Origin of the sequence: Streptomyces sp. NPDC050856 (assembly GCF_040653855.1) — a bacterium.
Classification (GTDB): Bacteria; Actinomycetota; Actinomycetes; order Streptomycetales; family Streptomycetaceae; genus Streptomyces.
The window spans coordinates 1-22121 of the sequence record NZ_JBFAGV010000026.1 but is presented as its reverse complement, the minus strand read 5'-3'; the positions used below and the strand labels follow the sequence as shown (position 1 = coordinate 22121).

Sequence of the window (22121 nt, the reverse complement as noted above, 5' to 3'; positions counted from 1 at the left end):
GGGACGGCCCGGCCCGGCCCTCAGTCCTCGCCCGTCTCCTGCGGGCTCCACCCGCTGCCGCCGAGGGGGTAGCCGTAGGTCGGCCGCCCGGTGACGGCGCTCGTGGCGAACGGCCGGCCGTGGTCGTCGACCCGCAGCGTCCCCCGCCGGTCCCCGCTGCTCCACTCCAGCTCCAGGTACCAGCGCACGGCGTGCCCGGCCGTGTGCGCGGTGACCCGCAACATCTGTGGATCACCGGCGGAGACCTTGTACGGGAAGTCCCCCGCCGGGATCTCCCGGTCGCCCTGCCGTCCGGCGACGGGCACGGTGTGCGGACGTGCCACGTCCAGGTTGACGTCCAGGCTCTGCGGCGTCATGTCGCCGCCGCATCCCACGCCCATCGTGTACGCGTTCCAGGGGAGCGGCGCGTCCTTCTCCACCACCCGTACGTGCAGCGCGTGGAGCACCACCGTCTCCGATCCGGTGCCCTGCACGGCGAGCTCGATCAGCATGTCGCCGCCGGGCGCCCCGCCCAGGGCGGTCACCCAGCCCCGCGCGTCCTGTTCCGACGGCGGCGGCGGGACCCGCGCGGGGGGCCGGTCCACCACGTAGACCTGACTGCACGGGTCGCGCCAGACGTACGGGCGTACGTCGACGGCCAGCGGTGGGCCGCTCTCGCGCCGGCCGGGCCCGGCTGCCCCCGGGGGCACGGTGCCGGCCGGCGCGGCGGCGGAGGCGGTCACGCCGGCGGCGGGGACGGAGGCACCGGCCGGGGCGGAGGGTGACGGTGCCGAAGACGTGGACATGGGCATGGACATGGACGTGCTGGGGCGCGGCGTGCCGGAGGGGGCGGCGGGCCCGGTCGCCGGGACACGCTCGGCGGAGTTGGCCGTTCCGGCTCCGGTGCCCCTCGGAGCACCGGAGTCCATGGTCACGGCGAGCGCGGTGGAGGCGGCCACCACCGCGGCGGCCGCCACGACGGCCGCGAGCCGGACCCGCCGCCGGGAGCGGTCGCCGCCGGTCGCCCGCGGCGGCGCGGGGCCGAGCAGGGCCACGGGCCCGGCGCCCGGATCCGTCCCGGCCGGCCCGGACGACGGCTCCTTGTCGTCGTGCCCGGCCGCCGAACCGTCGCGTCCCGCCGCCGCACCGTCGTGCCCGGCCGCCGGCTCGTCGGCCCCCGTCCCCCGGCCGGCCGCCGCCGCTTCCGCCGGAACGGCATCCGCCTCGTCCGGGCGGTCCACCGGCCGCGGTCCGTCCGGGTGCCGCCCGGCCGCCTCCGGCGCCGCGGCCCGGCCGCGCCGCCGGGCGTCGTCCGCGACGATCCAGCGCCGGTGCAGCGCCACCATCTCGTCCCGGGACGCCCCGCACAGCCGTGCGAGCCGATCCACGGGGGCGAACTCCGTCGGCACGGCGTCCCCGTTGCAGTACCGGTGCAGCGTCGACGTGCTCATGTGCGCCCGTTTGGCGAGCGCGCCGTAACTCAGCCCGGAGCGCTCCTTGAGCCCGCGCAGTGCCTCCGCGAACCCTTCCGTCTCGGTCCCCACCCGGCCGCCCCCTCCACCGCGCCATCCCGGAACAGCGTTCCAGGCATACAACAAAACCGCAGGCCAGAGCCGTTCCGGCGTTCCAGCGTTCCTCATTGTCCCGTGCCGATTGCCCGTGAATCACGCTGCCCGGCACGGTGTGTCCAGCACCACCGAAGAGAGGGAGCACCGATGCGGCCCCACCGCCGCCTCCATCTCGTCGACGCCTGCGCCGTCTGCGTACTGATCGCCTGCACCGCGGTCGTCGTCGCACTGATCAACCGTCACTGACCGCACACCCACGGGGAGCACCACCGTCATGCGCACCTTCCGGACCCGCACCACCACAATCGCCGCGACCGCCCTGCTGGCCGCCCTCTCGCTCACCGCCTGCCAGAACGGCGACGGCCCCGGCGCGGCGGGCGGTGCCGCGTCGCCCTCCGCCGGTGCGCCGAAGCCCCCGTCGTCCACCGCACCGGCGAGCCCGGCCGCCGGCGGGACGACCGGCGGGGCGACCGCCAAGCCGGCCGGGACCGGCTCGGGTTCCGCAGCGGGCACCGGCGGCGGCACCCCCGGCAACGGCTCCGGCTCCGGCTCGCTCTCGGGCTCCGGCTCGGGTGCCGGAAAGGGCACCGGTGGGCCGGCGGGTACGGCCGGGGCGGGCTCGTCCGACAGCGCCCCCGTCACCGAGCCCTGCGGAGCCGACGTCAAGGTCACGTACACGGCCGTGCACCGCCCCCTCAACCACGGACTGCTCACCCTGACCAACACCGGCTCCAAGGCGTGCGACGCCTACTACGCGCCCCTCCTCCGCTTCGACGACGCGCAGTCCGCGACCACCGTCAACGACAGCAGCAAGCCGCAGGCCGTCGTGACCCTCGGCCCCGGCGAGTCGGCCTACGCCTCGATCACGCTGGCGGCGGCCGACGGAAGCGGCGGCGACGGCCGGACGGCCCGGAAGCTCGCGGTGGGTTTCGCCCCGCGCGACGGCCGGGGTTCGACGGACGCCGCCCCGGTGGTGATCACACTGCCCGCCGGCACCTACACCGACACCTCCGCGAACGTCACCTACTGGCAGAGCTCCATGGACGACGCGCTCATGCACTGAGTCGCGGTGATCCACCCACCACCGCGAGAACACGGGACCAGGCGAACACGGTGCGGACACGGACACGGTGAACACGCGAACACGGTGAAGACCGACGGCATCCGGTCCGCCGGGTGGTGACGTTCACCGGGCCCCGACCGGACACCGGTCGGGGCCCTCCCGTGCTCCCGTTACGCACCATCCGGTAAGTACCTGACCAATTAGTGGGTACTTGTGGGCAGTTCGACCCCGGGTGAGGATCAGGGAAACCACCCAGAGATCCCTCCCAGGAGCCCCCTCATGTCCACAGCCACCCCTCCCTCTCCCGCCGCCGTCTCCGTCCTCGGCCTGGGCATGATGGGCTCCGCCCTGGCCTCAGCCCTCCTGGAGGCCGGTCACGAGGTCACCGTCTGGAACCGCTCGCCCGCCAAGGCCCGTCCCCACACCGCCCGGGGCGCGTCGCCCGCGGGGACGCCGGCCGAGGCCGTCGCGGCGAGTCCGCTCGTCGTCCTGTGTCTCCTCACCAACGACAACGTCCAGGAGATCCTGGACGGCCTCGGTGCCGCCGTGTCCGGCAAGACCCTGGTCAACCTGACCAACGGCACCCCCGCCCAGGCCCGCGAGCTGGCCGCCCGGGCCGCCGAGCTGGGCGCGCGGTACGTCGACGGCGGCATCATGGGCGTACCGCAGATGATCGGCGGTCCCCACGCGTACGTCCTCTACAGCGGCGACGAGTCGGCCTTCCAGAACCACCGGCCCGTCCTCGCCGCCTTCGGCGGCACCACGTGGACGGGCGCCGACCCGGGCCTGGCCGCCTTGTACGACCTGGGCCTGCTCACCGGCATGTACGGCATGATCGCGGGTGCCATGCAGGCCTTCGCCCTGGTCCGTTCGGAGAAGGTGTCCGCCGCGGAGTTCTCCGGGCTGCTGGTCCCCTGGGTCGGCGCGATGCTCCAGTTGCTCCCCGAGTTCGGCGAGGCCCTGGACACCGACCGGCACGGGACGGACGTCGCCAGCCTCGCCGTCAACCGCACCGCCTTCGCCAACATCTCCGACGCCCTCCGGGACCAGGGCGTCGACGGCGAGCTGTTCGCGCCGTTCCAGGCCCTCCTGGACCGCTCGGTCACCGAGGGGTACGGGGCCGACGGGCTCTCCCGCCTCGCGGACCTGCTCAAGCGGGGCTGACGGGCCGTCACCTGCCTGGCGGGCCGGGCCGGTTGTCAGTGCCGGCCCCTATGGTCGGCTCATGGTGATCAACCCGAACTCGCTCGGTCTCGGCCTGCCGCCCGGCACCGTCCGCGTCCAGCCCTCCTTCTGGTCCGCGGACGAGCCCACCGCCCGCCTGTCGTGGACCGGCCTCCTGGCCGCGCGGGAGGCGGCCGGGATGCAGCCGGTGCTGCTGGTGGACGACAGACACCGCTCACTCGCCTGGGACGAGGAGAACCTCGACCCGGGCGAGGTGTCCGACCCGGACGACCACGACCCCGAGCGGACGCTGGCCGCCCTGTGGGAGGACGTCCAGGCGGACGACTACGAGGGAACCCCTGGGACCCTTGAGCCCCCTGAGACCGCCGAGGACGACGCCGCCACGATCGCCCCCTTCACACCCCGGTGGCCCGGGCTCGCCCCGGCCGGCGGGAGCGGCGCGGACCCGGACACCGTGGCCGCCCGCGTGGCCGCCCGCCTGCTGGAGACCCCGTCCCTGCGGGGCGCCCGGGCCGGCCTGGTCCCGGCCCGCCGCAGCGCGGACGTTCCCGCCGCGCTGGGCTGGCTGGGCGCCTGCAACCACACCGACGCCGGGCTGCTGTCCACGGTCCTGCGCTCCTGGGAGGACCGCTTCGGCACACGTCTGGTGGCACTGCACTACGACCGCATGGACCTCTCGGTCGCCGCCCCACCCCGCACGATGCCGGAGGCCCTGGCCGTGGCCGCCGAGCACCACGCGTTCTGCCCGGACAACGTCTGGCAGGGCTACGACACCATCCGCGCGTACGCCGCCGAGGCGGTGCTCGGCAGCCCGCACTGGTCCTTCTGGTGGGACTGAACCGGGCCCGTGAAGGACCGGCCCGGGCCCGCGAAGGACCGGTCCGGAGCCGCGACGTCCCGTCCGCCCGCCGCGCGGGCGGACGGTGCCGCCGCCCGGGGTCCCCTCACGCCCTCAGCCGCTGGGCGGCCTCGGTCGCCCAGTAGGTGAGGATCATGCGCGCGCCCGCCCGTCGGATGCCGGTCAGCGTCTCCAGGATCGCCTGGTCCCGGTCGATCCAGCCCTTCTCCGCGGCGGCCTCGACCATCGCGTACTCACCGCTGATCTGGTACGCGGCGACCGGCACGTCCACGGCCTCGGCGACCTTCGCCAGCACATCGAGGTACGGACCGGCGGGCTTGACCATGACCATGTCGGCGCCCTCCTCCAGGTCCAGCGCCAGTTCCCGCATCGACTCCCGCAGATTGGCGGGGTCCTGCTGGTACGTCCTGCGGTCGCCGCGCAGCGAGGAGCCGACGGCCTCCCGGAACGGCCCGTAGAAGGCGGACGAGTACTTCGCCGTGTAGGCGAGCACCGCCACGTCCTCCTTGCCGATGGTGTCCAGCGCGTCCCGGATGACGCCCACCTGGCCGTCCATCATTCCGCTGGGCCCCACCACATGGGCGCCGGCGTCCGCCTGGACCTGCGCCATCTCCGCGTACCGCTCCAGCGTCGCGTCGTTGTCGACCCGGCCCCGCGCGTCGAGCACCCCGCAGTGACCGTGGTCGGTGTACTCGTCCAGACAGAGGTCCGACATGACGACCAGGTCGTCGCCGACCTCGGCGCGCACGTCCCGGATGGCGACCTGGAGGATTCCGTCCGGGTCGGTGCCCACCGTCCCCGCCGCGTCCTTCTTCGACTCCTCCGGCACGCCGAACAGCATGATCCCCGAGACTCCCGCCTCCACCGCCTCCACCGCGGCCTTCCGCAGCGTGTCACGGGTGTGCTGGACGACGCCGGGCATCGCGCTGATCGGCACGGGCTCCGTGACTCCCTCGCGCACGAACGCGGGCAGGATCAGGTCGGCCGGGTCCAGCCGCGTCTCCGCGACCATCCGCCGCATCACTGGAGTCGTCCGCAGCCGACGCGGCCGCGCACCGGGAAAGGATCCATACACAGTCATACCGGCCACGCTACGCCGCCTCGGACCCCGCTAATGCCGACACCCCGTCGGCGCCCGCCCGGCGACGACGACGGCCGGGCACGCCCGAAGGCGCACCCGGCCGGCCGGGAGGAGGGCCCGGAACGCCCCCCTGCGGCTACGTCGTCGTCCGGCGCCTCCGCGCTCCCGGGCGCCGCTCGCTCGGCCGCGTCACCGGGTCGCCCGCGTCCAGGGCGGCCTGGCGGCGGCGCATCCCGAACTCGGCCAGCGCCTCGGCCAGCTTGTGCACGGACGGCTCGGGCGCGAGCACGTCCACCCGCAGGCCGTGCTCCTCCGCCGTCTTCGCGGTGGCCGGCCCGATGCAGGCGATGACGGTCACGTTGTGCGGCTTCCCGGCGATGCCCACCAGGTTGCGCACCGTGCTCGACGACGTGAACAGCACGGCGTCGAACCCGCCGCCCTTGATCGCCTCGCGGGTCTCGGCCGGCGGCGGCGAGGCGCGCACGGTCCGGTAGGCGGTCACGTCGTCGACCTCCCACCCGAGCTCGATCAGCCCGGCGACCAGCGTCTCGGTCGCGATGTCGGCGCGCGGCAGGAAGACGCGGTCGATCGGGTCGAAGACCGGGTCGTAGGGCGGCCAGTCCTCCAGCAGCCCCGCCGCCGACTGCTCACCGCTCGGCACGAGGTCGGGCTTGACCCCGAACTCGACCAGGGCGCGCGCCGTCTGCTCGCCGACCGCCGCGACCTTGATCCCGGCGAAGGCGCGGGCGTCGAGCCCGTACTCCTCGAACTTCTCGCGGACCGCCTTGACCGCGTTGACCGAGGTGAAGGCGATCCACTCGTACCGGCCGGTCACCAGGCCCTTGACCGCGCGTTCCATCTGCTGCGGCGTGCGCGGCGGCTCGACCGCGATGGTCGGGACCTCGCTGGGCACGGCACCGTACGACCGGAGCTGGTCGGAGAGCGACGCCGCCTGCTCCTTGGTACGCGGCACGAGCACCTTCCAGCCGAACAGCGGCTTGGACTCGAACCACGCGAGCTGGTCGCGCTGGGCGGCGGAACTGCGCTCACCGACCACGGCTATCGCCGACTGGTGGCCGTCCGGCGACGGCAGTACCTTCGCCTGCTTGAGCACCTGGGCGATGGTGCCGAGCGTGGCGGTCCAGGTGCGCTGCCGGGTGGTCGTACCGGCGACGGTCACCGTCAGCGGGGTGTCGGGCTTGCGGCCCGCCGCCACCAGCTCACCGGCGGCCGAGGCGACCGCGTCGAGGGACGTGGTCACGACGACCGTGCCGTCGGACGCGCCCACCTCCGTCCAGCACCGCTCGCTCGCGGTACGGGCGTCCACGAAGCGCACGTCCGCGCCCTCCGCGTCGCGCAGCGGCACACCGGCGTACGCGGGCACACCCACGGCCGCGGCGACACCGGGCACGACCTCGAAGGGAATGCCCTCCGCGGCGCAGGCGAGCATCTCGGCGCCCGCGTTGCCGTCGAGCCCCGGATCGCCGCTCACCGCGCGGACGACCCGCTTGCCGCCGCGCGCGGCCTCCATGACAAGATTGGCCGCGTCCCTCAACACGGGGACCCCGGCGGGCATTGACGCATCGTCAACAACCGCCAGCTCCGGCGTGCTCACGCCCGCCCGGGCATGGCCGCGTACGACGTCGAGCACATCCGGCTCGGCGATCAGTACGTCCGCGCCCGCCAGCGCCTCCACGGCGCGCAGTGTCAGCAGCCCCGGATCACCGGGTCCGGCGCCCAGGAAGGTGACGTGCCCGCACGCGGAGAACGCCGAGGCAGCCTTGGTTGCAGTGGTGGGGCTCAAAGTGCTCGCTCCCCCATAAGACCGGCCGCACCCTTGGCGAGCATCTCGGACGCGAGTTCGCGCCCGAGCGCGACGGCGTCGTCGTGCGACGTGGGTACGGGACCGGTGGTGGACAACTGCACGAGCGTGGAGCCGTCGGTCGTGCCGACGACGCCCCGCAGGCGCATCTCATGAACAGCCTGCCCATCGGCCAGCAGGTCGGCCAGCGCACCCACGGGTGCGGAACAGCCGGCCTCCAGGGCGGCGAGCAGGGATCGCTCGGCGGTCACGGCGGCCCGGGTGTGCGGGTCGTCGAGCTCGGCGAGCACGGCGGCGAGGCCGGCGTTGTCCGCCGCGCACTCGATCGCCAGGGCTCCCTGGCCGGGAGCGGGCAGAACGGTGTCGACCGACAGGAAGTCGGTCACCTCGTCGATGCGCCCGATACGCCGCAGCCCGGCCGCGGCGAGTACCACCGCGTCCAGCTCCCCGCCGCGTACGTAGCCGATCCGCGTGTCGACGTTCCCCCGGATGGCCACGGTCCGTATCTCCCGGCCGTGGCTGCGCGCGTACGCGTTGAGCTGCGCCGCCCGCCGCGGCGAACCGGTGCCGACGCGGGCCCCGGACGGCAGGTCCTCGAACGTCAGCCCGTCCCGGGCGACCAGCACGTCGCGCGGGTCCTCGCGGCGCGGGATCGCGGCCAGCACCAGCTCGTCGGGCTGCGTGGTCGGCAGGTCCTTGAGCGAGTGCACGGCGAAGTCGACCTCGCCGGCGAGCAGCGCGTCGCGCAGCGCGGTCACGAAGACGCCGGTGCCGCCGATCTGCGCCAGGTGCTCACGGGAGGTGTCCCCGTACGTGGTGATCTCCACCAGCTCCACGGGGCGCCCGGTCAGCTTCCGGACCGCCTCCGCGACCTGCCCGGACTGGGCCATGGCGAGCTTGCTGCGCCTGGTCCCGAGCCTCAACGCCCTCTCGGCCTTCTCGGCCATCCCGGCCTCGGCCCTCTCGGTCATACTCGCCCTCGGTTCTTGACATCGGCGTCATTCATGTCGGCCCGGCTGACGGAGGCGACCGCCTCCGGGTCGAGGTCGAAGAGTGTGCGCAGCGCGTCCGCGTACCCGGCGCCGCCGGGCTCGCTGGCGAGCTGCTTGACCCGCACGGTGGGCGCGTGCAGGAGCTTGTCGACGACGCGGCGCACGGTCTGGGTGATCTCGGCGCGCTGCTTCTCGTCCAGTCCGGGCAGCCGTCCCTCCAGCCGGGCGATCTCGCCGGCCACCACATCGGCGGCCATGGTGCGCAGGGCGACGACCGTCGGAGTGATGTGGGCGGCGCGCTGGGCGGCGCCGAAGGCGGCTACCTCGTCGGAGACTATGGAGCGGACCTGGTCCACGTCGGCGGCCATCGGCGCGTCGGCGGAGGCGTCGGCCAGCGACTCTATGTCCACCAGCCGGACGTTCACCATGCCGTGCACGGCGGCGTCGACGTCCCGGGGCATGGCCAGGTCGAGCAGCGCCAGCGGCGCGGTGCGGGCCGCCATGGCGGTCTCGACGGCCACGCGGGTCAGCACCAGCCCGGTGGCGCCGGTGCAGGAGACCACGACGTCGGCGCGGGTCAGCTCGTCGGCGAGCCTGTCCATCGCCACGGCGCGGGCGGTCACGCCCGTGCCGCCGGGCTCGGTGAGGATCTGCACCAGCCGCTCGGCCCGGGCGGCGGTGCGGTTGGCGATGACGATCTCGTCGACGCCGGAGCGCGCCAGGGTCGCGGCGGCGAGCGAGGACATCGACCCGGCGCCGATGACCAGTGCCCGCCGGCCCTTGGCCCAGGACTCGACGGTCTGCCCGGTGGCCAGCTGCTCCAGCCCGAAGGTGACCAGCGACTGACCGGCCCGGTCGATGCCGGTCTCGCTGTGCGCCCGCTTGCCGACCCGCAGCGCCTGCTGGAACAGGTCGTTCAGCAGCCGCCCCGCGGTGTGCAGCTCCTGCCCGCGCGCGAGGGCGTCCTTTATCTGGCCGAGGATCTGCCCCTCGCCGACGACCATGGAGTCCAGCCCGCACGCCACCGAGAAGAGGTGGTGGACGGCCCGGTCCTCGTAGTGCACGTAGAGGTACGGAGTGAGCTCCTCCAGCCCGACCCCGCTGTGCTGGGCGAGCAGGGTGGACAGCTCGGCGACGCCCGCGTGGAACTTGTCCACGTCGGCGTAGAGCTCGATGCGGTTGCAGGTGGCCAGGACGGCGGCCTCGACGGCCGGCTCGGCGGCGAGGGTGTCCTGGAGCAGCTTGCTCTGCGTGCCGGAGTCGAGCGAGGCCCGCTCCAGCACGCTGACCGGGGCGCTGCGGTGGCTGAGGCCGACGACCAGGAGGCTCATGCCGGCATCACGGCGGGCACGTCCCCGTCCGGTCCCTTCCGTCCGCCGTCGAGCGGGGTACCACCGCGCACGACGGGGGGCACGACGGCGCTGTCCACGGCCGCCTCCGGGCCGGCGGGCTCCTCACCGGCCTTGCGCTGCTCGTGGAAGGCGAGGATCTGCAGCTCGATGGAGAGGTCGACCTTCCGCACGTCCACGCCGTCGGGCACGGTCAGCACGGTCGGCGCGAAGTTGAGGATCGAGGTCACCCCGGCCGCCACCAGCCGGTCGCAGACCTGCTGCGCGGCACCGGCGGGGGTGGCGATGACGCCGATCGAGACACCGTTCTCGTCGACGATCCGCTCCAGGTCGTCGATGTGCTGGACCGGGACGCCCGCGACCGGCCTGCCGACCATCGCGGGGTCCGCGTCGATCAGCGCGGCGACCCGGAAGCCACGGGAGGCGAACCCGCCGTAGTTGGCGAGGGCGGCGCCGAGGTTGCCGATGCCGACCATGACGATCGGCCAGTCCTGGGTCAGACCGAGCTCGCGGGAGATCTGGTAGACGAGGTACTCGACGTCGTAGCCCACGCCGCGCGTCCCGTACGAGCCGAGGTAGCTGAAGTCCTTGCGCAGCTTGGCGGAATTGACTCCCGCGGCGGCCGCGAGCTCCTCGGAGGAGACCGTGGGTACCGAGCGCTCGGAGAGTGCGGTGAGCGCCCGCAGGTACAGCGGAAGCCTGGCGACGGTGGCCTCGGGGATTCCTCGGCTACGGGTCGCCGGTCGGTGTGTTCGGCCAGTTGCCACGGTGCTCCTGCGGGATGAGCGGGGCTGCAGGCGGCCACATGTCCCAGGACCGCCCCGTCGACAGCAGGCTATGTCTTTGTGAACGCGTGCACAAAGATGGTGTCCGATTTGTCCGCGCAAAGTGACCGGGGTCACGCGGTCGGAACGCGCCGCCCCGGAACCGTGGACGGCGTCAGCCCGTTGGAAGACCGAAGGGGGCAAAACCGTTCACACTCCTTACGACTCCGCCCCCGAAACCGAACAAAACGCACACAATGGTACCCGCTTCAATCAGTCAACCGCGCAGCTCACGCCTGAGGCGGTCCGCGTCCACCCGCCAGAAGGTGTGCTGCTCGCCGTCGACCAGGACGACCGGGATCTGCTCCCAGTAGGCCCGGTGCAGCTCCGCGTCCCGGGTGATGTCCTTCTCCTCCCAGACCGCGCCCGTCTCCGCGCAGACCTCCCGGACGACCGCCCGCGCGTCGTCGCACAGATGGCAGCCTGGCTTCCCGATGAGCGTGACCGTCCGCGGACCGGCGCTCTGCTTCTTGGTACGTCCGAACATGCAGCCATTGTCCGCCCCGCGCGGACGGTCCGTTCGACGGAACGTCTCCCCGGAGTTCACGCCATGGCCTCCCACAGGTCGGGAACCGACGAACGCAGTGGCTATGCTCACGACATGGCCGCACTGGGATGGCTCACCTCGCGCAAACGCGCCGCCACCGCGCGCAGCGTGCTCGCGGGCGAAGCGTCGGCCGAGGCAGCACGGAAGACCTCGCAGGCGCTCGCCGTGGCGGCGCCGCCCGCCCCGGCGCCGCAGTTCCCCGTCCACGGGGACGAACACGCCGCAGCCTTCTTCGACCTCGACAACACCGTGATGCAGGGCGCCGCCCTCTTCCACTTCGGCCGGGGCCTGTACAAGCGGAAGTTCTTCCAGCGCCGGGAGCTGGCCCGGTTCGCCTGGCAGCAGACCTGGTTCCGGCTGGCCGGCATCGAGGACCCCGAGCACATGCAGGACGCCCGCGAGAGCGCCCTGTCCATCGTGCGGGGCCACCGGGTCTCCGAGCTGATGAGCATCGGCGAGGAGATCTACGACGAGTACATGGCCGACCGCATCTGGCCCGGCACCCGCGCCCTGGCCCAGGCCCACCTCGACGCCGGCCAAAAGGTGTGGCTGGTCACCGCCGCCCCGGTGGAGACGGCCACGATCATCGCCCGCCGCCTGGGCCTGACCGGCGCGCTCGGCACGGTGGCCGAATCGGTGGACGGCGTCTACACCGGCAGGCTGGTCGGTGAGCCGCTGCACGGCCCGGCCAAGGCGGAGGCGGTACGCGCGCTGGCCGCCGCCGAGGGCCTGGACCTGTCGCGCTGCGCGGCGTACAGCGACTCCCACAACGACATCCCGATGCTGTCGCTGGTGGGCCACCCCTACGCGATCAACCCGGACGCCAAGCTGCGCAAGTACGCCCGGGAGCGGGAGTGGCGGCTGCGGGACTACCGGACCGGCCGCAAGGCCGCCAAGGTCGGCATCCCGGCCGCCGCCGGCGTCGGCGCCCTCGCGGGCGGCACGGCCGCCGCGGTCGCCCTCCACCGCCGCCGCCGCTGACCCCCGGCGCGGCCCGCGCCTCCCGCCCGTCCGCCCCCGGATCCGCCCCCGGATCCGGCTCCGGCTCCGGCTCCGGGCGACTCCACCCCGCACGGCACCCACGCCCTCCGGGCGGCCCGGGCCACCGGGCGGGCCCCGCGCGCCGCCCGGTGTCGCGCCGCGACCCGGGTCCGCCGCTCGCCCCCGACCCCGGCGGCGCCCGGTCCGGCGGTGGCCCGGGCCGCCCGGCACCTCGGCCGGCCGGCACCCGGTCCGGCGCCCCGCCGGCCCTTCGTGCTCGCCGCGCGCGGCCAATCACGGGGTCTTACCCGCACCCCGCCCCCGCCAGTCCGGCGACTCCGACTCGGCCACAACACATCGCCCAGCCAAACAAATGACGACGTGACTCGATCAATAAACGGTCGCCAAGTGCGACTCAATCAGCCGCGTAGACGTAACAGAAGCGACCGAACCGATGATTTGAGCAACTCGGTGTAGCACTCCCTGCACGAAGCGTTATTCTCCTCAGACGCATACGGAACCCCCACACGTCGCCATGACGAGTGAAAGGTCCCGCACTGCACGTGATGGAAGCTCTGCCTCTGGGAGTCCCGTGTACCCACACGTCGGGGTTGACGCCTCGGGCCTGGCTACGCTGCGCGCGACGGTCCTCGACCACTTGCGCGGCTTCGTCCCCACCGCGTACGCCGTCCCCGCCTTCGCCGCACCGGCACCCGCCGGTCCCTGCTATGCCCTCGCCGACGGCGGTGCCGCCGTCGGCAGACGGGGCGGCCGGGGCGGCTCCGCCACCTCGACCACCGCCCGCCGGCCGGCCGCCGACAGCGACAGCGCCCGGATGATGGACCTGGTCGAGCGCGCCCAGGCCGGTGAGGCCGACGCGTTCGGCCGGCTGTACGACCAGTACAGCGACACCGTCTACCGCTACATCTACTACCGCGTCGGCGGGAAGGCGACGGCCGAGGACCTCACCAGCGAGACGTTCCTGCGCGCCCTGCGCCGGATCTCGACGTTCACCTGGCAGGGGCGCGACTTCGGCGCCTGGCTGGTCACGATCGCCCGCAACCTGGTCGCCGACCACTTCAAGTCCAGTCGATTCCGACTGGAAGTGACCACCGGCGAAATGCTCGACGCCAATGAGGTCGAGCGCAGCCCGGAGGACTCCGTCCTGGAGTCCCTCTCCAACGCCGCCCTGCTGGAGGCGGTCCGCAAGCTCAACCCGCAGCAGCAGGAGTGCGTCACCCTGCGCTTCCTGCAGGGGCTCTCCGTCGCGGAGACCGCCCGGGTGATGGGCAAGAACGAAGGAGCCATCAAGACTCTCCAGTACCGGGCGGTGCGCACCCTGGCCCGCCTGCTCCCCGAAGACGCACGCTGACCGCCCCCCACTTCCCAACTCACCGTCTGTGACGCCTCGATGACGCGCTGGTCCGATCATCCTTCGTCCGTAACCCAAGTGCCACGACGCTCGTTGTGCGGGATGCAGGCTCCCTGTGGTCGCACCGTGTCCGTAGCCACTCACTCATTCGAGTGGTCGCGTTCAAGGTGTGCAACCTTCCGGAACCCCCGGGGAGTCGACCGTCATGACGAGAGGAGGTGCCGCCAGTGATCGCGAACGTATCGGCGCACCGGCGGGCGAACGCCTTCGCCCAGGCCCTGGAGGATCAGGCAGCCGAGCAGCCCGAGGCATCGGTCGAACCGACCGAGCACGGTCGGCTGTTGGCCCTGGCGAGCGGTCTCGGCGAGTTGCCGAAGCCGGAGTTGGACCCCGAGGTGAAGGTGGTGCAGCGAGCGCAGCTCGTCGCCGCCATGGAAGCGATGCTCCAGGAGGGCACAGCGGCGGAGGGCGCGTCCACGGGCCCTACGGTGCCGGAGCAGCGGACGTCGACCGGGCGGGGTGCGCACCGGGCCACCGCTCTCCGGAAATTGCGCCCGCGTTCCCGCTGGTCCAAGGGTCTCGCCGCAGGCGGGCTCACGGTCGGTGTGGCGGCCGGGGCGTTCAGCGGCGTGGCCGCTGCCAGTTCCGACGCCCTCCCCGGTGACTCGCTGTACGGCCTGAAGCGCGGCATGGAAGACCTCAAGCTCGGTATGGCGGACGACGACGCCGACCGCGGTAAGATCCACCTGAACCATGCCTCCACCCGGCTCAGCGAGGCCCGCCGCCTGATGGAGCGCGACAGATCCGGCACTCTGGACCACGAGGTCCTGAACGAGATCAGACGCGCGCTCACCGGTATGAGGAACGACGCTTCCGAGGGCCACCGGCTGCTGCGACTGGCGTACCAGCGGGACGGCGCCATCGCCCCGATGGCCACGCTGAACTCGTTCGCACGCAACCACCGCGACGCCTGGAACGGCCTGCGCGACCGGCTGCCCGCCCAGCTCACCGACGTGCGGGACGAGGTGAGCTCCGTCTTCGCCGCCATGGACCAGGAGGTCGGGCCACTGCGGTCCAGGCTCCCCCAGGTGCCGGAGCGCAACGGCCGGGGCCCCGGCCCCTCGGCCGGCAGCGGCCCCCGGGAGTCCGCGGACACCGGCCGCCCGTCCCAGCAGGCACCGTCCGCCCCCGAGTCCCGCCCCTCATCGGGCGGGACGAGCAGCAGGCCCGGACCCTCCGGATCCAGCACCGCACCGGACGAAGGCCTGATCGGCGGCGGCGCCGGCGACCTCCTGGAACCGAACCCGGCGACTCCCCCGCCCGCCTCCGGCGGCAAGGACAGCCCCGCGCCGGCCCCGGACGTCACCCTGCCCCCGCTGCTCCCGGGGGGCATCCTCCCCAGTCTTGGCATCGACGGGGAGGACGCGCAGTAGCGCACGGCGGTACGGCGGTAGGCGATGGTGGGTCCCGGAGAGGGCGCCCGCCATCGCCGTACTGTCACCACGCCGCCCCCTCAACGACCGGACTCGCCGGACCGGGGCTCAGAAGAAGACCGAGCGCCGCTGCACCAGCAGCTTGTACAGCGTGTGCTGGATCTGTTCCCTGACCTGGTCCGTCAGGTTGAACATCAGCATCGGGTCCTCCGCCGCCTCCGGCGGGTAGCCGTCCGTCGGGATCGGCTCACCGAACTGGATCGTCCACTTGGTCGGCAGGGGCACCGCGCCCAGCGGGCCGAGCCAGGGGAACGTCGGCGTGAGCGGGAAGTAGGGGAACCCGAGCAGTCGCGCGAGGGTCCTGGCATTGCCGATCATGGGATAGATCTCCTCCGCGCCCACGATGGAGCACGGCACGATCGGCACCCCTGCCCGGAGCGCCGTCGAGACGAACCCGCCCCGGCCGAACCGCTGGAGCTTGTAGCGCTCACTGAACGGCTTCCCGATGCCCTTGAACCCCTCCGGCATCACCCCGACGATCTCACCGCGCCGCAGCAGCTGCTCCGCGTCCTCCGCGCACGCCAGCGTGTGGCCGGCCTTGCGGGCCAACTCGTTCACGACCGGGAGCATGAAGACCAGGTCGGCGGCGAGCAGCCGCAGATGGCGTCCGGCCGGGTGGTTGTCGTGCACGGCGACCTGCATCATCAGCCCGTCCAGCGGCAGCGTCCCCGAGTGGTTCGCCACCAGCAGGGCCCCGCCCTCGGACGGGATGTTCTCGACGCCCTTCACCTCGACGCGGAAGTACTTCTCGTACAGCGGCCGGAGCAGTGACATGAGGACCTGCTCGGTGAGCTCAGCGTCGTAGCCGAACTCGTCCACCTGGTACTCGCCGGTGATCCGGCGCCGCAGGAACGCCAGCCCGCCCGCGATCCTGCGCTCCCACTGGCCCGCGGTGCCGTCAGAAGCCCTTTCGTGGTCCTCCACCGCGTCCTGGGCGTCCCCGTCCCGCTCGGGGGCGCGACGCGCCGGCAGCGGGCTCACCTCGGCGTCCGGGCCGTCTCCCGCGCCGTGCGGGGTGCCCTGGCCGGCGGGAGCCGGTCGTCGCCGGCCGTTGCGCCCCGGGCGCTGGGCGCCCGGCCGCGCCCGGTCGTCGTCGAACGGAATGACCTTGGCGTCCGCCATCGTTGCCTGCGCTCCTTATCCGGCGCCGTGAGCCCGGGACTGATCCTGCGTCGGCCCGCCGCCGGCCAGCGGCGGCCAGGCGGCGATCCGGTCGACCGCTCCCGCCAGGGCCTCCGGCGGCAGCAGACCGGGCCCGCGCCCGCGTGCGAAGTCGGCGAAGGTCTCGGCGGTGGTGTACTTCGGCTCGTAACCGAGTGTCTCGCGCATCTGCGCCGTGCACACCACTCTGCCGTGCGTCAGCAGCCGGATCTGCTCGGGCGAGAAGTCGGTCACGCCGACCGTGCGCAGGGCCGTGCCGACCCACCTGACGGCCGGCAGCGGCACCGACACCGTCGGCCGGCCCAGCCGCCGCGAGCACTGCGACAGCGTCAGCACCCCGTCGCCGGCCACATTGAACGTGCCGCTGTTGAGCGTCCCGCGTCGCGGTTCACGCGAGGCGATCCGCAGCACCTCGATGACGTCGTCCTCGTGGACGAACTGCAATCGGGGGTCGTAGCCGAAGACGGTCGGCAGGACCGGCAGCGAGAAGTACTCGGCGAGCGGCGAGTCCGCGGCCGGTCCCAGGATGTTGGCGAACCGCAGCACGCACACCGCCACGTCGGGGCGCCGCCGGGCGAAACCGCGCACATATCCCTCGACCTCCGCGGCGTCCTTGGCGAAGCCACCGCTCGGCAGGGACTTCGGGGGCGTCGTCTCGGTGAACACGGCCGGGTCGCGGGGGGCCGAGCCGTACACACCCGTGCTGGACTTCACCACCAGCCGTCTGATGGTGGGTGACTTCTGGCACGCGCCGAGCAACTGCATCGTGCCGATGACGTTGGTCTCCTTGACCGCCGTCCGGCCACCCGAGCCCAGCGGCGTCCCGGTGACGTCCATATGGACGACGGTGTCCACCCCGAACTCCGCGAGCACCCGCCCGATGGCGGGCTGGCGGATGTCCGCGCGGACGAATTCGGCCCCGCCCAGGTGGTGCCCGGGAGCAACGGCGTCCACGCCGATCACCCGCTCCACCTCGGGGTCGCGCTGGACGCGCCGCACGAAACGGCCGCCGAGCTGCCGGGCCACACCGGTGACGAGCACGACCTTGCCCAAGATCAAGCGCCTCCGTTCGGTCCTCGCCTACGGAGCACCGTAGCGGTTCGGTGCTGCGCTGTGACGACCGCGGCGCCCGGAGAACGCGCGGAAAACACCGCGGCCCTCCCACCGGAACCGGTGGGAGGGCCGCGAATGCCGCGCGTACCGCTGTCGCCTACTTCTTGTTGCGACGCTGAACGCGAGTGCGCTTGAGCAGCTTGCGGTGCTTCTTCTTGGCCATCCGCTTGCGCCGCTTCTTGATAACAGAGCCCACGACTACCCTCGCTCACTTCTCTTCACTCGGTGCGGGGCGTCTGGGCCCACACGACCTACGTCGGCCTAGCCTACCGGCCTCAGCGCTGAGCTTGTAACCCGAGGGGTACGAGGGACTCCTTCTACACCGTCTCCACCCCCACAAAAGAGTCACGGAGGTACTCGTGAACCGCTCGCTCCGGAACCCGGAAGGACCTCCCCACCCGGATCGCCGGCAGATGACCGCTGTGCACCAAGCGGTACACGGTCATCTTCGACACTCGCATCACCGAGGCGACTTCCGCCACGGTAAGGAACCTGACCTCGTTGAGAGGCATCTCGCCAGCAGCAGCCATGACCCACCTGTACCTTCCGCACACGACGCCCACCGGCTTCCCCTCCGGTGACTCTTCGTCGCGGTGCGCTCACTCACCAGACTAGGGGCGGGTGATACGAGTGGGGAAGAGGAGCAGCCGCCGGCCGCCTACTGGGGCAGACACGCTCGATTGATTACATACCGAGTAAGCGGTCCGTAGTAAGCGGACCGCACAGCGTCATCGAGCGGCACGGCCACGGACACGCGCCCCTCCGCCTCGCCGACGAACAGCGCCGGGTCGTCCGTGTCCGCCAGGCCGATGGCCTCAATGCCCAGCTGACCTGCGCCGCAGACCCATCCGTGGTCGCCCACGACCAGCCCCGGCAGCGGCCCCCCGGCGTCCGCGAGTGCCTCCAGAGCGACCCTGACCGGCAGCGGCGAGTGGCTGTGCGCGCCGGTCTCACAACCGGCTCCCTCCGTGTCCGGTTCCCGCACCAGGGCGACGCCCCGTACGTAGTCGATCGTGTACGTGCGTAGGCCGAACCGGGTCGTTATGTCGACACATCTCCCCTGCGCGGGTGTGAGAACGGGGCAGCCAACCGCTGACAAAGCGTCTGCCAGGCCCGCGTAGAACCCCAGCAATCGGTGCGGATGTCCGGTCCCGAACAGCACGGGCGCACCCCGCCGGGCCGCCTCCAGGAGCCGCCCGGCGAACGCGTCGAGCGCGCCGAGGGTCCGGTCCGGGTCGATGACGTCCGGCCCCGAACGGTGCTCGGGGTCCCCCGAGACCCCGCACTTGTCGGCCATCAGCCGCAGCAGGTCCCGCTCGCCCCAACTCCGCTCGGGCACCAGCCCGAGCGTCACCCGGGGATCGCGGGCCGCGAACAGCCGGTAGCTGCGCAGACTCGTCTCCCTGGAGGTGGCCACGGGGCCGGCCAGCCCGGCCGCCAGCAGATGCGCACGCAGCGCCCCGGTACTCAACACCCTGCCGATGCTCCCGCACGCCCCGGCGGGGGTCGCCGGAACGTCGAAGACACCCCACAGTTGGCCTAACCGGCTATCCTGCGCCCTTCGCCCCGTCCGCCCTACGGCAGCAGCCCCCGCAGCGGGAACACCGCCCGGCGGGCCGCCAGCACCGCCTGGTCCAGCCGGTCCGCCGGGTCGTACCCCTCGTCCCAGCCGCGCCACGACACCGGCCAGCGGCCGTCCGTCATGCGCCCGGGCGCCAACTGCCGCGTCCGGGCGTACACCTCGTCCCGCCACGAGGACGGGACGACCGACGTCGGCTCCACCGGAGTGCCCGCCGCGATGCCCACCAGGTGCGTCCACGACCTGGGCACGACGTCCACGACCGCGTATCCGCCGCCGCCCAGGGCGACCCACCTGTCCCCGTCCACGTACTCGTGCGCGAGGTCGTGACAGGCGGCCTGCACCGCGCGCTGGGCGTCCAGCGAGACCGCCAGGTGCGCCAGCGGGTCCTCGAAGTGCGTGTCCGCGCCGTGCTGGGTGACCAGCACCTGCGGGCGGAAGTCCGCGACCAGTTCCGGCACCACCGCGTGGAACGCCCGCAGCCAGCCGGCGTCCCCCGTTCCGGCCGGGAGCGCCACGTTCACCGCGCCTCCCTCGGCCTCGCCGGCCGCGCCGGTCTCCTCGGGCCACCCCGTCCCCGGGAACAGCGTCCGCGGATGCTCGTGCAGCGACACCGTCAGCACCCTGGGGTCCTCCCAGAACGCCGCCTGCACCCCGTCCCCGTGGTGCACGTCCACGTCCACGTACATGACCCGTTCGGCGCCCAGTTCCAGCAGCCGGGCGATGGCCAGCGCGGCATCGTTGTAGACGCAGAAACCGGCCGCGGACGCCGGCATCGCATGGTGCAGTCCGCCCGCGAAGTTCACCGCGTGCGCGGCCTCGCCGCGCCACACCGCCTCCGCCGCGCCGACCGACTGTCCGGCGATGAGCGCCGCCGCCTGGTGCATCCCGGCGAACGCCGGGTCGTCCATGGTTCCCAGCCCGTACGCCTGGTCCGCCGCCCTCGGGTCGGCCGACGCCGCCCGGACGGCCGCCACGTAGTCCTCGCGGTGCACCAGCCGCAGGGTGGAGTCCCCGGCCGGCTTGGCCGCCACCACGTCCACCGCGCGGTCCAGGCCGTAGGCCCGCACCAGGCCCATGGTCAGCGCGAGGCGCACCGGATCCATCGGGTGGCCGGGACCGAAGTCGTACCCGGTTACTGCGTCATCCCACATCAACAGTGTGCGGCCGCTCATGCCCGCCACCGTATCGGTCCCGTTCAACGGCGAACGACCGGGCGTACCGCAGGGTCAGCAGTAGCAGCACCAGCGGCACGAGCATCGCCCCGCGCGGGCTCCACGCCTCCCCGACCGCTCCCACCAGCGGCGACCCGATCAGGAACCCGGCGTAGTTGCAGACGTTGACCCGCGCCACCGCCACGTCACCGGCCGGGTGCCGCCCGGCCGCCGCGAACGTCTGCGGCACCACCACGCTCAGTCCCAGGCCCAGCACCGCGAAACCGGCCAGCCCGGCCCAGGGCCCCGGCGCCCCGGCCACCCCCGCGAACCCGGCCGCCGCCACTGCCGTCCCACCGCGCACGGCCGCCGCCGCCCCGAACCGCCGGACCGCCCGGTCGCCCACCGCCCGCCCCAGCAGTGTCGTGACCACATAGGCGCCGTACGGTACGGTCGCCAGCTCCTGTGAACCCCCCAGCACGTCCCGGAGGTACTTCGCGCTCCAATGCGACACCGTCGCGTCCGCGATGTACGCGAAGGTCATCACCAGGCACAGCGGCAGCAGCGCCCGCCCTCCGGCGACCCGCCACGCGGAACCGTGCGTCCGCCGCGCCTCCCCGTCCACGTACCACCGGCTCGCCACCAGCGCGGCCGGCAGCAGCACCACGACCGCCGGGAGGCAGGTCGCGAGCAGGGGCAGCTCCCGGTACGCCCCGGCCCACGCCAGCGACGCCCCCACGATCCCGCCCAGGCTGTACCAGGCGTGGAAGCCCAGCATGAGGCTGCGCCCGTAGGCCCGCTGGAGGCCGACTCCGAGCATGTTCATGGACGCGTCCAGCACACCGACGGCCAGGCCGAACACCCCGAAGGCCACGGCCGCTTCCCACAGCGCGTCCCCGGCACCGACCCGGAGCAGGGAGAGCAGCACCACCGGCTGGGCCCAGCGCAGCAGCCGGCTGGGCGCGACCTTTCGAACGAGCGCCCCGGTGGCCGCACTGCCGGCCCCCGCCAGGACCGGTACGGCGGCGAGGAAGGCGGGCAGCAGCGTGTCGGGGATCCCGTACTGGTCCTGGACGGCCGGGATGCGCGTGACCAGCAGTGCGAAGGCGACCCCTTGCGCCAGGAAGCAGAGCGCCAGCGAGCCTCTGCCGCGCCGCAACCGCGCATCCGTCATGGCCGGACAGCGTAGGGCGCTCGGGTCCGCGGGGACAGACCGGCCGCACGGGTCGTCAGATGAGGAGCGCGGGAAGCCGGCACATGTCGTCGAAGTACCCGTGTGCGCCCACCAGTTTCTCGGCGGGTGTCATCGCCGTGAACCCGTACACGTCCATCCCGGCGGCCAGCGCCGCCCGCACCCCGAGGGGACTGTCCTCGACCACCGCGCACCGCTCCGGTGCCACTCCCATCCGCTCGGCGGCGTGGAGGAAGAGGTCCGGCGCCGGCTTGCCCCGGCCCACGTCCTGGGCGCTGAACACGCTGCCCTCCCGGAACCAGAGGTCCAGGCCGGTCTTGCGGTGCCCGACCCGGATCCGCTCGTGGCTTCCCGAGGAGGCGACGCAGTAGGGGACGCCCGCCGCGACCAGCTTCCCGAGTACTTCGGTCACACCGGGTACGGCCGCCAATTCGCGCTCGAAGGCGGCGAACACGCGGGAGTGGAACGTCTCGTCGAAGTCCTCGGGCAACCGCTGCCCGCTGCGTTCCATGACGAGGTCGTGCACGCGGTGCACGGCGGCGCCCATGTAGTCGCGCAGCGAATCCTCGTACGAGGTGGGGTGCCCGAGCTCGGTCAGGTAGCCGGCCAGGATTGTATTGGATAGGGGTTCACTGTCGACGAGAACGCCGTCGTTGTCGAAGATGACCAGTTCATAGCGCATGGCCACACACTAAGCCGGGGCACAACGCAGAAATGCCTCGGTCCCCGGACATTACTGTCCGGGGACCGAGGCTCAAAAATTGTTCGGCGGCGTCCTACTCTCCCACAGGGTCCCCCCTGCAGTAC

The 22121-nt window shown here is 72.9% G+C and carries 21 protein-coding genes; 6 read left to right on the top strand and 15 right to left on the bottom strand.

Going from position 1 to position 22121, the window contains the following annotated elements:
• Positions 1-20: 20 nt before the first annotated feature.
• The gene (locus AB0H53_RS21840; RefSeq protein ID WP_362115751.1) at positions 21-1523 is read right to left on the bottom strand and encodes a helix-turn-helix transcriptional regulator; all 1503 of its coding nucleotides are present in this window, start codon (positions 1521-1523) and stop codon (positions 21-23) included.
• Between the two features lie 298 nt (positions 1524-1821).
• On the opposite strand from AB0H53_RS21840, the gene AB0H53_RS21835 reads away from it, so the two are divergent.
• The 3 genes from AB0H53_RS21835 (at position 1822) to AB0H53_RS21825 (ending at position 4633) form a co-directional block, all read left to right on the top strand.
• Positions 1822-2610, top strand: a complete 789-nt coding sequence (locus AB0H53_RS21835; protein WP_362115748.1) for a DUF4232 domain-containing protein — start codon at positions 1822-1824, stop codon at positions 2608-2610.
• 279 nt (positions 2611-2889) lie between these two features.
• Positions 2890-3774, top strand: coding sequence for an NAD(P)-binding domain-containing protein (locus tag AB0H53_RS21830; RefSeq protein WP_362115745.1), 885 nt, complete (start codon positions 2890-2892; stop codon positions 3772-3774).
• A 61-nt stretch (positions 3775-3835) separates the two neighbouring features.
• A complete protein-coding gene (locus AB0H53_RS21825) occupies positions 3836-4633 on the top strand; it encodes a DUF4253 domain-containing protein (protein ID WP_362115742.1) in 798 nt (265 codons plus the stop codon).
• A 106-nt stretch (positions 4634-4739) separates the two neighbouring features.
• Here AB0H53_RS21825 and hemB read toward each other — a convergent pair whose 3' ends face one another.
• The 6 genes from hemB to AB0H53_RS21795 form a co-directional block, all read right to left on the bottom strand.
• Positions 4740-5735, bottom strand: coding sequence for a porphobilinogen synthase (hemB, locus tag AB0H53_RS21820; RefSeq protein ID WP_362115739.1), 996 nt, complete (start codon positions 5733-5735; stop codon positions 4740-4742).
• 136 nt (positions 5736-5871) lie between these two features.
• Positions 5872-7539, bottom strand: coding sequence for a bifunctional uroporphyrinogen-III C-methyltransferase/uroporphyrinogen-III synthase (locus AB0H53_RS21815; protein ID WP_362115736.1), 1668 nt, complete (start codon positions 7537-7539; stop codon positions 5872-5874).
• Positions 7536-8504, bottom strand: a complete 969-nt coding sequence (gene hemC / locus AB0H53_RS21810; protein WP_362115907.1) for a hydroxymethylbilane synthase — start codon at positions 8502-8504, stop codon at positions 7536-7538. Before hemC ends, AB0H53_RS21815 begins: the two co-directional genes overlap by 4 nt.
• A 20-nt stretch (positions 8505-8524) precedes the next feature.
• Entirely contained in the window at positions 8525-9880 is a 1356-nt protein-coding gene (locus AB0H53_RS21805) for a glutamyl-tRNA reductase (RefSeq protein ID WP_362115733.1), read from the bottom strand.
• Positions 9877-10665: a redox-sensing transcriptional repressor Rex gene (locus tag AB0H53_RS21800; protein WP_362115730.1), complete on the bottom strand. Its 789-nt coding sequence runs from the start codon at positions 10663-10665 to the stop codon at positions 9877-9879. The genes AB0H53_RS21805 and AB0H53_RS21800 overlap by 4 nt, the downstream gene beginning before the upstream one ends.
• Before the next feature lie 274 nt (positions 10666-10939).
• Positions 10940-11209, bottom strand: a complete 270-nt coding sequence (locus AB0H53_RS21795) for a glutaredoxin family protein (protein WP_362115727.1) — start codon at positions 11207-11209, stop codon at positions 10940-10942.
• A gap of 114 nt (positions 11210-11323) precedes the next feature.
• Between AB0H53_RS21795 and AB0H53_RS21790 the strand changes: the two genes are divergently transcribed.
• From AB0H53_RS21790 to AB0H53_RS21780, 3 genes are all read left to right on the top strand, one after another.
• Positions 11324-12250, top strand: a complete 927-nt coding sequence (locus AB0H53_RS21790) for an HAD-IB family hydrolase (RefSeq protein WP_362115724.1) — start codon at positions 11324-11326, stop codon at positions 12248-12250.
• 592 nt (positions 12251-12842) lie between these two features.
• Positions 12843-13622, top strand: a complete 780-nt coding sequence (locus AB0H53_RS21785; protein ID WP_362115721.1) for an ECF subfamily RNA polymerase sigma factor, BldN family — start codon at positions 12843-12845, stop codon at positions 13620-13622.
• A gap of 227 nt (positions 13623-13849) precedes the next feature.
• Positions 13850-15055: a DUF5667 domain-containing protein gene (locus AB0H53_RS21780; protein WP_362115718.1), complete on the top strand. Its 1206-nt coding sequence runs from the start codon at positions 13850-13852 to the stop codon at positions 15053-15055.
• 108 nt (positions 15056-15163) lie between these two features.
• On the opposite strand, the gene AB0H53_RS21775 is transcribed toward AB0H53_RS21780, so the two are convergent.
• The 8 genes from AB0H53_RS21775 to AB0H53_RS21740 all read right to left on the bottom strand — a co-directional run bounded on the left by AB0H53_RS21775 (position 15164) and on the right by AB0H53_RS21740 (position 21996).
• A complete protein-coding gene (locus tag AB0H53_RS21775) occupies positions 15164-16237 on the bottom strand; it encodes a lysophospholipid acyltransferase family protein (protein WP_362115715.1) in 1074 nt (357 codons plus the stop codon).
• 15 nt (positions 16238-16252) lie between these two features.
• Positions 16253-17329, bottom strand: a complete 1077-nt coding sequence (locus AB0H53_RS21770; RefSeq protein WP_362115712.1) for an NAD-dependent epimerase/dehydratase family protein — start codon at positions 17327-17329, stop codon at positions 16253-16255.
• A 157-nt stretch (positions 17330-17486) separates the two neighbouring features.
• Positions 17487-17585 (bottom strand): AURKAIP1/COX24 domain-containing protein, encoded by a 99-nt coding sequence (locus AB0H53_RS21765; protein ID WP_003948845.1) that lies wholly within the window; start codon positions 17583-17585, stop codon positions 17487-17489.
• 121 nt (positions 17586-17706) lie between these two features.
• A complete protein-coding gene (locus AB0H53_RS21760) occupies positions 17707-17919 on the bottom strand; it encodes a helix-turn-helix domain-containing protein (protein WP_362115709.1) in 213 nt (70 codons plus the stop codon).
• A gap of 128 nt (positions 17920-18047) precedes the next feature.
• Positions 18048-18863: a phosphatase gene (locus AB0H53_RS21755; protein ID WP_362115706.1), complete on the bottom strand. Its 816-nt coding sequence runs from the start codon at positions 18861-18863 to the stop codon at positions 18048-18050.
• A gap of 101 nt (positions 18864-18964) precedes the next feature.
• Entirely contained in the window at positions 18965-20143 is a 1179-nt protein-coding gene (locus AB0H53_RS21750; protein WP_362115703.1) for an acetoin utilization protein AcuC, read from the bottom strand.
• A complete protein-coding gene (locus AB0H53_RS21745; RefSeq protein WP_362115700.1) occupies positions 20112-21296 on the bottom strand; it encodes an MFS transporter in 1185 nt (394 codons plus the stop codon). The genes AB0H53_RS21750 and AB0H53_RS21745 overlap by 32 nt, the downstream gene beginning before the upstream one ends.
• Positions 21297-21351: 55 nt before the next feature.
• Positions 21352-21996: an HAD family hydrolase gene (locus tag AB0H53_RS21740; RefSeq protein ID WP_362115697.1), complete on the bottom strand. Its 645-nt coding sequence runs from the start codon at positions 21994-21996 to the stop codon at positions 21352-21354.
• Positions 21997-22121: the final 125 nt, after the last annotated feature.